The sequence below is a fragment of the Streptomyces sp. NPDC033216 genome (assembly GCF_055577115.1).
On record NZ_JBVIQK010000008.1, the window covers coordinates 185326 to 198916 of the forward strand.

The window sequence follows — 13591 nt, forward strand, 5'->3', positions numbered from 1 at the left end:
CCCCGCACACGTCCGGGAGACGTGCTCCACCGGTCTTCGACGGCTCCCCGGGGCAAGTCCGGGGAGCCGCCGTCCTAGGGTGGCCCCGATCACTTTGGGTGCCCCCTCTGGACGTACATACCGACCGGTCGGCATCATAGGCGGGTTACCGTTCACCCGTCCGTAGGAGCGATGATGACCCCCGACCACCCGCCCGGACTCGACCTCGACCGGCTGCGCGCCCTGCTCGACCGGGAGCGCCCCGGTCTGGTCGACGGCCCCCTCACCGGTCGGTTGATCGAGGGCGGACGGTCGAACCTGACCTACGCGGTGACCGACGGCGCCTCCCGGTTGGTCGTCCGGCGGCCCCCGCTCGGCCACGTCCTGGCCACCGCGCACGACATGCGGCGCGAACACCGGGTGATCGACGCCCTGCACCCGACCAGTGTGCCGGTGCCGCGCCCGGTGCTGCTGTGCGAGGACGAGGAGGTGCTGGGGGCACCCTTCTACGTCATGGAGTTCGTCGAGGGCACGCCCTACCGCACGGCCGACCAGCTGCTCCCACTCGGCCCGGAGCGCACCCGAGGCGCGGTGCTGTCCCTCGTGGACACCCTGGTGGAGCTGCACGCGGTGGACCCGGCCGAGGTGGGCCTCGCCGACTTCGGTCGCCCCGACGGCTTCCTCGACCGGCAACTGCGCCGCTGGGGCAAGCAGCTCGACGCCTCCCGCAGCCGCGACCTGGCCGGCATCGACGAGCTGCACGCCGCGCTCGGCCGGTCGCTGCCCTCCTCCCCCGCCCCGGCGGTCGTGCACGGCGACTACCGGCTCGACAACGTCCTGATCGGCGAGGACGACACGATCAGGGCGATCCTCGACTGGGAGATGTCGACGCTCGGCGACCCGCTGACCGACCTGGGCCTGCTGGTGATGTACAGCGTGCCGCTGGAAATCCCGGACTCCCCCGTCTCCACCACCGCCTCGGCCCCCGGCCACCCGACGCCGGCCGAGCTGGTCGAGCGGTACGCCGCACGCTCGGGGCGCGACGTGTCGGCTGTCTCCTGGTACACGGCGTTCGCCTGGTTCAAGCTCGCCGTGATCCTGGAGGGCATCCACTACCGCTACACGCTGGGCCGGACGGTGGGCCGCGGCTTCGACCGCATCGGTGAGCTGGTCCCCGTCTTCATCCACCACGGACTGACGACCCTTCAGGAAGGCTGACGCCATGGACTTCGCGTTCGACGCGCGCACCGAGGAACTGCGTGCCAAGCTGCTCGCCTTCATGGACGAGTACGTGTACCCGGCCGAGCCGGTCGCCGAGGAGCAGCGCGCCCGGCTCGCCTCGCCGTGGGACACCCCCGCGGTCGTGGAGGAGCTGAAGGCCGAGGCCCGCCGCCAGGGACTGTGGAACCTCTTCCTGCCCGACTCCGAGTACGGCGCCGGCCTCACCAACCTCCAGTACGCGCCGCTGGCCGAGATCACCGGCCGCTCCCCGCAGCTGGCACCGACCGCGCTGAACTGCGCCGCCCCGGACACCGGCAACATGGAGGTGCTCTCGCAGTTCGGCAGCGAGCAGCAGAAGAAGCAGTGGCTGGAGCCGCTGCTCGCGGGTGAGATCCGCTCGGCGTTCGCGATGACCGAGCCGGAGGTGGCCTCCTCCGACGCCACGAACATCACCACCCTCATCGAGCGGGACGGCGACGACTACCTCGTCACCGGGCGCAAGTGGTACATCTCCGGGGCGATGAACCCGGACTGCACGATCTTCATCGTGATGGGCAAGACGGACCCCGACGGCTCCGACATCCGCCGTCAGCAGTCCATGGTGCTGGTGCCGCGTGACACCCCCGGTGTGACCGTCAGGCGGGCGATGAAGGTCTTCGGGTACGAGGACCACTCCCACGGCGGCCACGCCGAGGTGATCTTCGACCACGCGCGCGTGCCGGTGACCAACCTGATCGGCGAGGAGGGCGGCGGTTTCGCCATCGCCCAGGCGCGGCTCGGCCCCGGCCGGATCCACCACTGCATGCGGCTGATCGGCATGGCCGAGCGGGCGATCGAGCTGATGTGCCGCAGGGCCGTCTCACGGGACGCGTTCGGCAAGGCGCTGGCGCAGCAGGGTGTCGTGCACAACTGGATCGCCGACGCGCGCGTGACGGTCGAACAGCTGCGGCTGCTGGTGCTGAAGACGGCCTGGATGATGGACACGGTGGGCAACCGGGGGGCCCACACGGAGATCCAGTCCATCAAGATCGCGACGCCGCGGGCGGTCGTGGACATCATCGACCGGGCCATCCAGCTGCACGGCGCGGGCGGTGTCAGCCAGGACTTCCCGCTGGCCGAGCTGTACGCCGGGGCGCGGACCCTGATGATCGCCGACGGTCCGGACGAGGTGCACCAGCGGTCGCTGGCGCGGCGGGAGCTGAAGAAGTACGTGTGAGGGGACGGGGTGCGGCGGGGTTTCCGCCCCGCCGCCCGTTCCCGGCACCGGTTCCCGGACCCGGGGCCGCAGCGCCGGATTCCCGGCCCGAGCGGGGTGTCCCGCACTCCCCCGCCGGGGGCCGCGCGGACGGGCGGGCGTACGCCCGGCGGGCTCTGGGATCCTACGGACGCAGCGCCCGCAGCAGCAGGTCGGCCAGGTGGTCGGCGACCTCCTGGGGGCTCATCGGGCCGTCGGGCCGGTACCAGGTGGACAGGTGGTGCACGGACCCGAAGTGGTAGTCCACGATCAGGTCGGCCGGGGTCGCCTTCGAGAAGACGCCGGCCCGCTGGCCCTCCTCGATGAGGGCGCGGAAGCGCTCGTGGTAGCGGCGGCGCTCGGCGCGGACCTGCTTGTTCTTCTCGGGGCTGAGGTGGTGCATCGAGCGGAAGAAGATCGAGGCGTCGTCCAGGTTCTCGATCGTCGTGACGACCACGTCGGCCGCGGCGCCCCTGAGCCGCTTCTCGATCGGCTCGTCGGCGTTCGCGAAGGCGTCCAGGCGTTCCTGCTGGATGCGCAGCACGCGCGCGTACACCTCGTGCAGGAGGTCGTCCTTGGAGCCGAAGTAGTGGTACAGCGCCCCCTTGGTGACCCCTGCCGCCTCGACGATCTCCTGCACCGAGGTGCGGTCGTAGCCCTGCTCCGCGAAGAGCCGGGTGGCGGCGGCCAGCAGCCGCTGCGGCACGGGCGTCCCGTCGCCCTCCGTCGTCCTGGGCACTGCCGCCACCTGCCTTCCGTTCGTCCTACCTGCTGTCGTGCCGGCGGGAACGCAGTTCCCGCCGGAGGATCTTCCCACTCGCCGTCTTGGGCAGGTCGGGCAGGATCTCCACCTGCCGCGGGTATTTGTAGGCGGCCAGTCTCTCCTTGCAGTACACCGCCAGTTCCTCCGGGTCCGGGTCGGTGCCCGGACGCAGGCTGATGTAGGCCTTCACGGTCTCCCCGCGGTACCCGTCGGGCACCCCGACGACGGCCGCCTCGCGCACCGCCGGGTGGGTGTACAGCACGTCCTCGACCTCGCGCGGCCAGACCTTGAAGCCGGACGCGTTGATCATGTCCTTCTTCCGGTCGACGACGTACAGCCAGCCCTGTTCGTCCATGAAGCCGATGTCGCCGGTGCGCAGCTCGCCGTCGGGGAAGGTCTCGGCGGTGGCGTCGGGGCGGCGCCAGTAGCCGGGGACCACCTGGGGGCCCCGTACGACGATCTCGCCCTGCTCTCCGAAGGGCACCTCCGCACCCTGGTCGTCGACGATCCGTACGACCGTGTCGGGGCCGGGCACGCCGACGGCGAGGGTCCCGGAGGCCGGGTCGACGGGTGCCTCCCGCTGGGGCGGGACGGAGGCGCAGGGGGCGGTGCACTCGGTGAGGCCGTAGCCGTTGCGGATGTACGGCCCGAAGCCCGCCCGGAACTTCTCCACCAGGGCCGGCGGCAGCGGGGCGCCGCCGGAGGAGATGTTCACGAACGAGGAGAAGTGCTCGCGCGTGGCGGCCGGGTGGGCGGCCAGTGCCATGAACGCGGTCGACGGCCCGACCGTGTAGTGCGGGCGGTGCTCGGCGAAGGCCTCCAGGACGACGCCCGCCTCGAACCGGTAGGTCAGGACCAGCGTGCCCGCGCTGTTCAGGCAGGCGCCGAGCTGGCACACCATGCCGGTGATGTGGAACAGCGGCGCGAGCGCGTAGTACACGGGTGCCTCGGGCAGGCGCAGACCGGTGCGCTGCCGTTCGGCGTTGTACATGATGTTGGCGTGCGTGTTGGTGGCGCCCTTGGGTGCGCCGCTGGTGCCCGAGGTGTAGCTGATCAGGGCGGTGTCGGCGGCGGCCGGGTCACGGCCGGCGGGCGCCGGGTGCCCGGCGCGGGCGACGGCGGTGAGGTCGTCGGCGTCCGCGGCCCGCGGCAGCCGTTCGAAGGTGAGCACACGCGCGTCGCCGCGCGTCTGGAAGTCCAGCTCGCACGCCGTCAGCACGATCCGCACCGGCGAGTGGGCGGCGGTCTCCCGCAGGTACGACTCCCAGGCGCGGTCGGCGCAGATCAGCGCGGCCACCTCGCCGTCGCGCAGGACGTGGGCGACCTCGCCCGACTTGTACATGGGGTTGACGGGGACGACGGTCGCGCCCGCCTTCCACGCACCCAGCACGGCGAGCACGAACTGCGGGGAGTTCTGGAGCAGGACGGCGACCCGGTCGCCCCGCTCCAGACCGCGGGCCGCCAGGTGCCCGGCCACCGAATCGCTCAGCTCGTCCACTTCGCGGTAGGTGAGGCGGCCGTCGAAGTAGGCGAGGAAGGTGCGCTCCGGCGCCTCGGCGGCACACCGGCGCAGTGCGTGCACCAGTGAGCCGGTCGGGTCGACAGGGCGACGCTGGGCCTCGTCGAGGAGGTCCAGCCAGGGCTTGGCGGCGTAGCGTGAGGCGGTCACTCGGCGGCCTCCCACTTCTGCTGGATGTGGTTCATGGTGGCCAGCCAGCGGTCGGGGTCACCGGCCCGCGCCTGGTAGTACCCGGCGACCTCGGGGTGCGGCAGGATCAGGAAGCGGTCCCGCGCGATCCCCTCGAACAGGGCGTCCGCCACCTCCCGCGGCTCGATCGCGGTCGGCTTGAGCACGAGGTCGCCCGCGGTGCCGGTGGCGTCGAGCATGTCGGTGCGGACACCCTGGGGGCAGATGGCGTGGACCTTGATCCCGCGGTGCCGGTAGGTCAGCGACAGCCACTCGGCGAAGGCGTACGCGCCGTGCTTGGTCACGCTGTAGGGCGCGGCGCCGATCATGGTGAGCAGTCCGGCGGCGGAGACGGTGGAGACGAACCGGCCCGAGCCGCGCTCCAGCCAGTCGGGGATCAGGGCCTGCGCGGCGCGGACATGGGCCATCACGTTGACGTCCCAGGCCAGCGCCCATATGGACGCGTCGGCAGCCTCGGAGCCGCCCGAGGCGACACCGGCGTTGGCGCAGTAGACGTCGACGGTGCCGCCGAGTGCCTCGCGGGCGTCGGTGACGATCGCGGAGGCGTCGCCGGGTACGGCGATCCCGCCGATCTCCTCGGCGACGGCCTTCGCCCGGTCCGCGTCCAGATCGTTGACGACGACCCGCGCCCCCTCGGCGGCGAAACGCCGGGCGAGCGCGGCCCCGATTCCGCCTCCCGCCCCGGTGACGACGACTCCAGCACCTCGAACGGCTTCCACCATCGATCTCCTTCGACCCGGATCGGGCGCGCAGCCCTGCTTTCCGGCGCCAGACTAACTGGTCGGTATGTTTCAGAGAAGGGGAAGTGCCACACGGTTAAGGGGCGCGGGACCGTATCGGCATGCGGCTTCCGTCGTGCAGCGCGACCAGCCACGCACCCAGGGAGCCGGCATGCATCTGCCCAGACGAACCCTGCTGGCGGCGACGACGGCAGCCGCCGTCCCGCCGGCGACGGCGCGCCCCGCCACCGCCCAGGCGGCCCGGCGCACGCGAACCGGCTTCGAGCGTCTCCGGGCGACCGGTTACGCCCAGCTGGGCGGAGAGCGGACCGGCATCGTCACCAACCCCACCGGCGTCACCCGCGACGTACGCCACATCGTCGACGTCATGCACGCCGACGACCGGGTGGACCTGGTGGCCGTGTTCGGCCCCGAGCACGGCTTCCGGGGCACCGCGCAGGCGGGCGGCTCCGAGGGCCGCTACGACGATCCGGCGACCGGCCTCCCCGTCTACGACACCTACCTCAAGAGCGGACAGCGGCTCGCGGACGTGTTCACCGCCTCCGGCGTCGACACGGTCGTCTTCGACATCCAGGACGTCGGCGCCCGCTTCTACACGTACATCTGGACCCTGTACGACTGCATGGAGGCGGCGCGGCTGGCGGGGAAGCGGTTCCTGGTGCTGGACCGGCCGAACCCGGTGACCGGGCGGGCGGCCCTGGGACCGGTGCTGCACCCGGAGTTCGCGACGTTCGTGGGGCGCGAGCCGATCGCACAGGCGCACGGGATGACGGTGGCGGAGCTGGCCCGGCTGTTCAACGGGGAGTTCCTGGCCGCCCCGGTGGAGTTGGAGACCGTACCCATGAGCGGGTGGCGGCGGACGGACTGGTACGACGCCTCGGGACTGCCGTGGGTGCCGGCCAGTCCGAACATGCCGGCGCCGGACACGGCCCTGGTGTACGCGGGGACGTGCCTGTTCGAGGGAACGAACCTGTCCGAGGGGCGGGGCACGACCCGCCCGTTCGAACTCCTCGGCGCGGAGGGCGTCGACGGGCGGTGGGCGGCGGCCGTGAACGAACTCGGTCTGCCGGGCGTGCACTTCAGGGAGGCGTACTTCACGCCTACCTTCTCCAAGTTCCAGGGCCGGACGGTCGGCGGGGTGCAGATCCATGTGCACGACCGGGACGCCTTCGATCCCGTCCGCACCGGCATCGCCCTCCTGGTGACCGCCAAGCGGGTCTGGAGCGGTTTCGGCTGGCGTGCCGACCAGTGGATCGACAAGCTCACGGGGTCGACGTGGGTGCGGACGGCGATCGACAGGGGGGCGGGAGTCGACGAGGTGGTGGCGGGCTGGCAGGAGGAGCTGGCCGCGTTCCGGCGGGTGCGACGGGAGTACCTGCTGTACCGGTGAGCCGGTGAGCCTGGCATCTGGCCGACTCCCGCCGCCCGCGGGGTGATGTGCCCGCCTGGCGGGCGGCTGCGTGGACGCGGACGCGTCGGCGATGGTCCGGCGGGGCGGTCCGGCGTCCGGGGCACACGGCGACACCGGGCACCCCGGACTGGGCGAGTGGTACTGGCGGCGGGCCGCGTCCACCGAGGGCCGCGGCCGGCCGCGGCGGTGACCGCCGGTCGGTCGGCCGCGGTCACCGCAGGTCGGCCGCGGTCACCGCAGGTCGGCCGCGGTCACCGCAGGTCGGCCGTGGTCACCGGTGGGAGGTGAACTCCACGACCTGCTGGTAGGTGGGCCGGTTCTGCCAGCTGATGTTGCCGTGCTTGATGCCGCCGAGGGTGCGCTGGACGATCGAGTCGGCGCACCACTGGTTGCCCGCCGCGCACAGCGTGTCGCCGGGGTACACCTGGGCCGCGGTCCGGCCGGCCGCCTCCTTCAGGGTGCTCAGGAGGATGTCGCGGCAGGCGCTGAGGGTGCCGCCGCCGCAGTACTCGCGGCCCAGCGCGCCCCGCACCGGCTCACCGAGCACCGCCCGGATGTCCTTGTCGACATAGCTCCACCAGCCGTACTGGAAGGAACTTCCGGCATGGGCGCCGGTCGGGCCGTGCGCGGACGACGGGCTCTCGTCGATGGGGAGGTTGTCCGTCATGGCGGTGTACAGCGCGGTGCCGAGACCGGGTTCGAACTGCGCCTTCACCAGCAGCGGCCACCAGGCGTCGAGGACACGGATGGCGTCCGCGTCGGCGTACGTCTTCGAACCGGCCGTGGTCTCCGTACGTCTCCCGCCCGCCGCCAGCCAGGTCCGGAGCTTGGCGACCGCGGCCGAGGCCGTGGCGTCGGTGACCGGGGACGTGCCGATCACCTTGAGCAGGTCGGGCAGGACGTCCTGGGCACGCAGGTCGGCGAGGGCCGCCTCCGCCATCGCCCCGGTCAGCGACGCGCGGGTGACGCCACCGGCATTGACCAGCTTCTTCACCCGGTCCTCCAGCAGGTTGCCGCGGTGCACGGAGCCGTTGCCCCACGGCGCGGTCGCGTAGTCCTTGGCCTGCTTGTTGTTCCAGGAGACGTAGTAGTCCTGGTCGACGGAGTTGGGGTGGGCCGAAGCCGGGGTGTAGGCGGCCGTGTTGGTCGCGGGATCCCAGTTCCGCCACTCGTAGGCCGGCTGCGCCCAGACCGGGAACTCGGCGTCGACGCCGCTCGCCCGCACCGGGTTGTCGCCGCTGTTGTAGTAGGCGGTGTGCTCGGAGTCGGCGTAGAACCAGTTGAAGGTGTAGTTGATGTGCTGCACCGCGCTCTGGAAGGACTGCGGTCCGGTGACGTAGTCCGGGTCGTTCAGCATCTGGAAGCCGATGATGGAATCGGCCTCGTGCAGGAACGACGAGCGCAGGGTGGTGTAGGCGACCTTCTTGCCGCCGACAGTCGCGCGGTACTCGACCGGGCCGTACGCGGTGCGCCAGACGCGCATCGTGTACGAGCCGGCCGGGGTGCCGTCGGCCGTGGTCGGCTTCCAGGCGTTCTTCTGCTCGATCTTCTCCATCGGCGTGCAGGTGCCGCGGTGGAGGTAGTGGAAGTCGTCCTGGCACAGCTCGACGGCGTAGGTGTCGATGATGTCCTGACCTGAGGTGGTGGCGCTCCACGCGTAGTCCTGACCGCGCCCCAGCTCGACGTACATGCTGAGGCCGGCGAAGGAGGCGCCGCGGGCGCTGATGCCGGGGCCCTGGAGTTCCTGGAGCAGCAGGAGCTGCGGGGCGAAGTAGCCGGTCTGCGGGCCGAACACGGCGACGGGGTGGCCGCTCGCCGTGTGATCGCCGCTCACCACGAGGGCGTTGGACATGCCCCGCCTGGCGGAGGTCATGGCGGTCCTGGCGGCGGCGGCGGAGGCACCGGTGGCGCTCGTGCCGACGGCGCTGCCCGTACGGTCGTGAACCAGGGGTTCCTCGACCACCGAGCCGGGGTCGGGCAGTGCCTCGCCCCGCGCATCCTCGGGCTTGACGGCGTAGGGGAAGCTCTTGCCGTCGTGGAGGGTCATGACGGCCTCGGGGTCGTTGCGCTCGCGGAAGGACTCCCAGACCGCGGTGCCCTGTTCGACGCCGTACTTCTCCTGCGCGGCGAGCAGCGACATCGCGTTGTGGACCTCCCCGCCGCCCCCGGAGCCGAAGAGGGCGCCGACGACCGAGCCGAGCGCCACCAGGTCGGTGATCTTGAAGTGGGCGATGGTTCCCGCGTTGGTGACGGAGTCCTTGTGGCCCGTCAGGACGTATTCACCGGGGAAGTAACGGCCTCTGTCGGAGGCGTCGATGTAGGCGTTGATGCCGGCCAGATAGGCGTTGGCGTCGGCCAGTGCCCGCTGCCCCCGGGCGCCGTTGGCGGCGATCGCGTTGTCGATCTGCGCCTGGAGGTCCGCCTCGGAATAGGGGGCGTGGCGCCAGAACTGCTGTTCCAGGCCCTGGTTGGAGGGGTCACCGCCCGCGAAGGAGGTGAGCCGGCCCCGGCCGACGTGCCGGAAGACGTCCATGAGCCACAGCCGGTCCTCGGCGGCCGCGTAACCGGCGCCGAACTCGGTGCCGTATCTGGTCGTACCGGTGATGTGCGGTATGCCCGTCTTCTTGTCGCGCACGATCGTGACGTCGCCGCGGCCCGCGGGCTTGACGGTGGAGGCGACTTGATCGGCGGGGACCCCGAAGGACGCGTCGTTGAAGAACGTGTTGATCGTGGAGTCGGTGAGCGTCGCGTAGCCCTTGGCCAGGTTGGCGTACGGGCCGAGCTGGTCCTCGGCGTGCGCGGGCTGGGTGCCGAAGGCCTGGTTGAGCAGGATCTGGGCCAGCGTGGCGTTGCCGTTCTGGCCGGGCGGCAGGATGTCGGAACACTGGTTGCCGCAGTAGTCGTTCGCGGCTCTGACCTCGGCCGCTGCGGCCGTCGGGGAAAGAGGCGACAAAACTCCGGCAATGAGGGCGCATACGGATGCGTTCTTCAGGAACCCGGGGATTCTGCCGGGAGTTCTCAGTCTGTCGAGTGCGGTGCGGGAGGTTCGCCGTGACATCGGCAACTCCTAGCGACGGGGGTGGCGGAGAAGTTACCGCCGGTATCCCCGCGATTGAAGATGAACATGCGTCACTTCTTCGGGTCGCCTCATGGGGCTCAGGGACGGCATCGGAGAACGGATCGAGCGGGAAGGGAGCCGAATCGCGTGTCGCTACGTCTATTCGGGGACGTCCGTACGACGACGCCGAAGTGACCGAAGTACAGGTGCAGATGTGACGGAGGTGCAAGGCGATGGCCGGTTTCCGGAGTCTGGCGAGACAGGTGCGCGACCCGCGGTGCGATCTGGCACTGCGGCGGTACTCGCTCCGCAAGTGCCTTGAACGGTTCGCCCCCTACGGGCACAGGGCGACCTGGGACCATCTGTGCTCGCGTGCCGGGTTCGGTCCCGAGGACCGCTCTCCCGATCCGGCGCGGCTCGTGGCCGCACTGGACGAGCTGGAGGAGGCGCGGGCGGTGTGGCTGGCGTACGAGGTCGAGTTCGCCGACCGCCGCAGGAAGGAGAAGCACGACGGGCTGCGCCGGCCGGGCAGCGTGGACGACTGGCACCGGATGACCTGGGGCGGATTCGGCGTGGCCTGGTGCGACGACCCTCGGGTCCACCCCCGTGAACCGCTGGCCGAGGTGCTGCGCAGACTGATCGCCGCGCTGGAGCGCGAACCGGGCTCCACCTGCCCGGTGTGCGACGGCGAGCGGCTCCTGTGGAGGGACGACCTGGACCACGAACCGTCGGCGGGACCGGTCTGCGCGGACTGCGGGATACTCGTCCCGCGCCCCGTGCTCACGTCGGAGGCACTGGCGTACGCCAGGCGCGGACGGCTGCTCGTGTCGGCCTGACCGCTCAGGGACCGAGGGGACGGCGGGGGTGCGCCGGGGATGCCGCACCCCTGTTTCTTACCGGGTTTCACCCTGTTCGAACTGGTGTCAGGGGCGGGTGGCATCATCGGAATCATGGTGCAGGTCTGTCTGAACGGGTCGCGGGAAGCCGCCGACGGCGTGGTGGTGCCGCTGTCGCCGGAAGCACTGGCCGAGTCCGCGGCGCGGGCCGTCGCGGCCGGGGCCACGGAGGTGCATGTCCATCCCAAGGCACCGTGCGGGCGGGACAGTCTGTCCCCGGGCGCGGTCGAGGCCACCGTCGACGCGATACGGCGGCGGGTGCCGGTGCCGGTCGGGGTGACCACGGGCGCCTGGGCGGAACCCGACCCGGCGGCGAGGCTCGCCAGCGTGCGCGGCTGGACGGTGCTGCCCGACCACGCCTCTGTCAACTGGCACGAGTCCGGGGCGGAGGAGGTGGCAGCAGAGCTGATCGCCAGGGGGGTCGGGGTCGAGGCCGGCATCTGGTCCGGGACGGACGGGGCGGCGCGGTTCGCCGTCTCGCCCCTCGCACCTCGGGTGTTGCGGGTGCTCGCCGAGGTGACCGACCCGGAACCGGGCACCGCGCGCGAGTCGGCGCGGGCCCTGCTGGCGGACCTCGGTCCCGTCCACGGCCTGCCCGTACTGCTGCACGGGGAGGAGGGCGGGACCTGGCCGGTGCTGCGGCTGGCCGGGCGGCTCGGACTCGCCACCCGGATCGGCCTGGAGGACACGCTCGTCCTGCCGGACGGACGGCGGGCGCTGTCCAACGCCCAGTTGGTGACCGAGGGGTTGCACCAGTACGGGTGCGCCCGGCGATCGCCGTAGGGCAGGGCGAGCGGGGCGGGAGGCGAGGCCGGGGCCGCCGCCCTCGCGCGGACGGGCACGGGGCTCGGCGCGCCATGTCCGGTGCCGAGCGGCGAGGACGGCCTCGTCCGCACCGTCCCCATGGGGGAACGGCGCCTCGCCTCCGACGTACTCACGGCTCCGACCGGCCTCGTCCGGGCGGACGAGGCCGTGGAAGGCCGTGCCGATCACCGCGCGGGCCACGGCAAGGGGGTCCTGGTAGGGGAGTTCGTCCCGTCATGACTTCGTGCACGGCGTCGCCGCCGGCCGAGGGGGGTGACGCTACCAGCGGCAATTCGCTCGCTCCAGTGCTTTCCCGCAAGGACAGTTGGGGGTGATGAGACACCCCTGAGGTTCTGGAGGAGCCCCGCATGTCGACGCTGCGCGTCACCGCCGAAGTGCTGACCGTCCATGAGCACCCCCACGCCGACGCCCTCGAACTGGCCCAGGTCGGCCTGTACCGGGCGGTCGTCGCCAAGGGTGCCTACCGCACGGGAGAGGCGGCCGTGTACATCCCCGAGCAGTCCGTGCTGCCGGCCGAGCTGATCGAGGAGCTGGGGCTCACCGGGCGGCTGGCCGGCGGCAACGCGGACCGGGTCAAGGCGGTACGGCTGCGGGGCGAGCTGTCGCAGGGGATCGTCTGCCGGCCGAAGGCACTGGCGGACGTCGACCTCGCGCGGGCGGCACGGGAGGGGACCGACTTCGCGGAGCGGCTCGGCATCGTCAAGTGGGTGCCGCCGATCCCTCCCACGATGAACGGGGAGGTGGAGCCGGCGCCGGACCTGCTGCCCTGGGTCGACATCGAGAACATCCAGCGGTACCCCGACATCTTCCCGCCCGGCGAGCCGGTGGTCCTCACCGAGAAGCTGCACGGGTCGGCGTGCCTGATGACGTATGTCGCCGACGAGGAGCGGGTGTACGTCACCTCGAAGGGCTTCGGCTCGAAGTCGCTGGCGTTGAAGGAGGACCCGCGGAACCTGTACTGGCGGGCCGTTCGCGGCCATGGCGTCGCCGTGGCGGCGGCCCGTCTCGCCGAGCGGCTGGGCGCACGGCGGGTCGGCATCTTCGGGGAGGTGTACGGCGCGGGCGTGCAGGACCTGACGTACGGCGCCGACGGACGGCGGGACACCCTCGGCTACGCGGTGTTCGACGTGTCCGCCGAGATCGGGGGTGTGGTGCGGTGGCTGGACGCGGAGTCCGTACTGCGGGGTGAACTTCCGCTGGTTCCACGGCTGTTCGAGGGACCGTATGACCGTGCGCGGGTGCTGGAGCTGGCCGGTGGGCGGGAGACCGTGTCGGGGCGGGGGCTGCATCTGCGGGAGGGGGTGGTGATACGGCCGGCCGTGGAGAGGTACAGCCCGGTGACCGGGGGCCGGGCCATCGCCAAGGCGGTGAGCGCGGGATATCTGACGCGGAAGGGAGGGACGGAGTACGAGTAAGGGCTCACGGGTCGGCTGGTGCCCGGCGCGGGTGGTCCCGGCGCTTCCGGGGCGCCCCCCACCCGTGCCTTCGCCCGGGCGGGGCTCCGCCTCCGCGCCGACGTGTCGGTGGGGCGCCGCACCGACGTGTCGGTGCGGCACCGGCGCCTCCGCCGGGTGCGCCGGGCCCGCCTCCCCGGGCGCCACGCGTGCCCGCAGCCGGACGGCGGGCCGTGCGTGTCGGCCGGAGGGTGGCGCGGGCCAGGAGGCTCGGCGGGTGGGCGCAGCGGGGGGTTGCCGCGGGTGGCCGCAACAGGGGCCGGCGGGTGGCCGCACCAGCCGGGCCCGCAGGGCTCGACCAT

10 protein-coding genes are annotated in these 13591 nt (G+C 72.0%); 6 read left to right on the top strand and 4 right to left on the bottom strand.

The window, feature by feature from the left end:
* Positions 1-174: 174 nt before the first annotated feature.
* Both ACZ5Y0_RS17725 and ACZ5Y0_RS17730 read left to right on the top strand, forming a co-directional pair.
* Positions 175-1197: a phosphotransferase family protein gene (locus ACZ5Y0_RS17725; protein ID WP_469129686.1), complete on the top strand. Its 1023-nt coding sequence runs from the start codon at positions 175-177 to the stop codon at positions 1195-1197.
* Between the two features lie 4 nt (positions 1198-1201).
* Complete coding sequence (locus ACZ5Y0_RS17730; RefSeq protein WP_469129581.1) at positions 1202-2416, top strand: acyl-CoA dehydrogenase family protein; 1215 nt, start codon at positions 1202-1204, stop codon at positions 2414-2416.
* Positions 2417-2579: 163 nt separating this feature from the next.
* Here ACZ5Y0_RS17730 and ACZ5Y0_RS17735 read toward each other — a convergent pair whose 3' ends face one another.
* The 3 genes from ACZ5Y0_RS17735 to ACZ5Y0_RS17745 are packed head-to-tail and all read right to left on the bottom strand — an operon-like array spanning position 2580 to position 5627.
* Entirely contained in the window at positions 2580-3173 is a 594-nt protein-coding gene (locus ACZ5Y0_RS17735; protein ID WP_469129582.1) for a TetR/AcrR family transcriptional regulator, read from the bottom strand.
* A 25-nt stretch (positions 3174-3198) separates the two neighbouring features.
* On the bottom strand, positions 3199-4866 hold the full coding sequence (locus tag ACZ5Y0_RS17740; protein ID WP_469129583.1) for a class I adenylate-forming enzyme family protein: 1668 nt from the start codon (positions 4864-4866) through the stop codon (positions 3199-3201).
* Positions 4863-5627, bottom strand: a complete 765-nt coding sequence (locus tag ACZ5Y0_RS17745) for an SDR family oxidoreductase (protein ID WP_469129584.1) — start codon at positions 5625-5627, stop codon at positions 4863-4865. Before ACZ5Y0_RS17745 ends, ACZ5Y0_RS17740 begins: the two co-directional genes overlap by 4 nt.
* Positions 5628-5796: 169 nt before the next feature.
* On the opposite strand from ACZ5Y0_RS17745, the gene ACZ5Y0_RS17750 reads away from it, so the two are divergent.
* The gene (locus ACZ5Y0_RS17750) at positions 5797-7035 is read left to right on the top strand and encodes an exo-beta-N-acetylmuramidase NamZ family protein (RefSeq protein WP_469129585.1); all 1239 of its coding nucleotides are present in this window, start codon (positions 5797-5799) and stop codon (positions 7033-7035) included.
* 292 nt (positions 7036-7327) lie between these two features.
* Here the strand turns inward: ACZ5Y0_RS17750 and ACZ5Y0_RS17755 are convergent, their stop codons facing one another.
* Positions 7328-10114 carry a penicillin acylase family protein gene (locus ACZ5Y0_RS17755; protein WP_469129586.1) on the bottom strand — a complete coding sequence of 929 codons (2787 nt, stop codon included), beginning with the start codon at positions 10112-10114 and terminating at the stop codon, positions 7328-7330.
* A 233-nt stretch (positions 10115-10347) separates the two neighbouring features.
* On the opposite strand from ACZ5Y0_RS17755, the gene ACZ5Y0_RS17760 reads away from it, so the two are divergent.
* The 3 genes from ACZ5Y0_RS17760 (at position 10348) to ACZ5Y0_RS17770 (ending at position 13250) form a co-directional block, all read left to right on the top strand.
* Positions 10348-10950: a hypothetical protein gene (locus tag ACZ5Y0_RS17760; protein WP_469129587.1), complete on the top strand. Its 603-nt coding sequence runs from the start codon at positions 10348-10350 to the stop codon at positions 10948-10950.
* Positions 10951-11064: 114 nt separating this feature from the next.
* A complete protein-coding gene (locus ACZ5Y0_RS17765) occupies positions 11065-11793 on the top strand; it encodes a 3-keto-5-aminohexanoate cleavage protein (protein WP_469129588.1) in 729 nt (242 codons plus the stop codon).
* A 389-nt stretch (positions 11794-12182) separates the two neighbouring features.
* Positions 12183-13250: an RNA ligase (ATP) gene (locus tag ACZ5Y0_RS17770; protein ID WP_469129589.1), complete on the top strand. Its 1068-nt coding sequence runs from the start codon at positions 12183-12185 to the stop codon at positions 13248-13250.
* Positions 13251-13591: the final 341 nt, after the last annotated feature.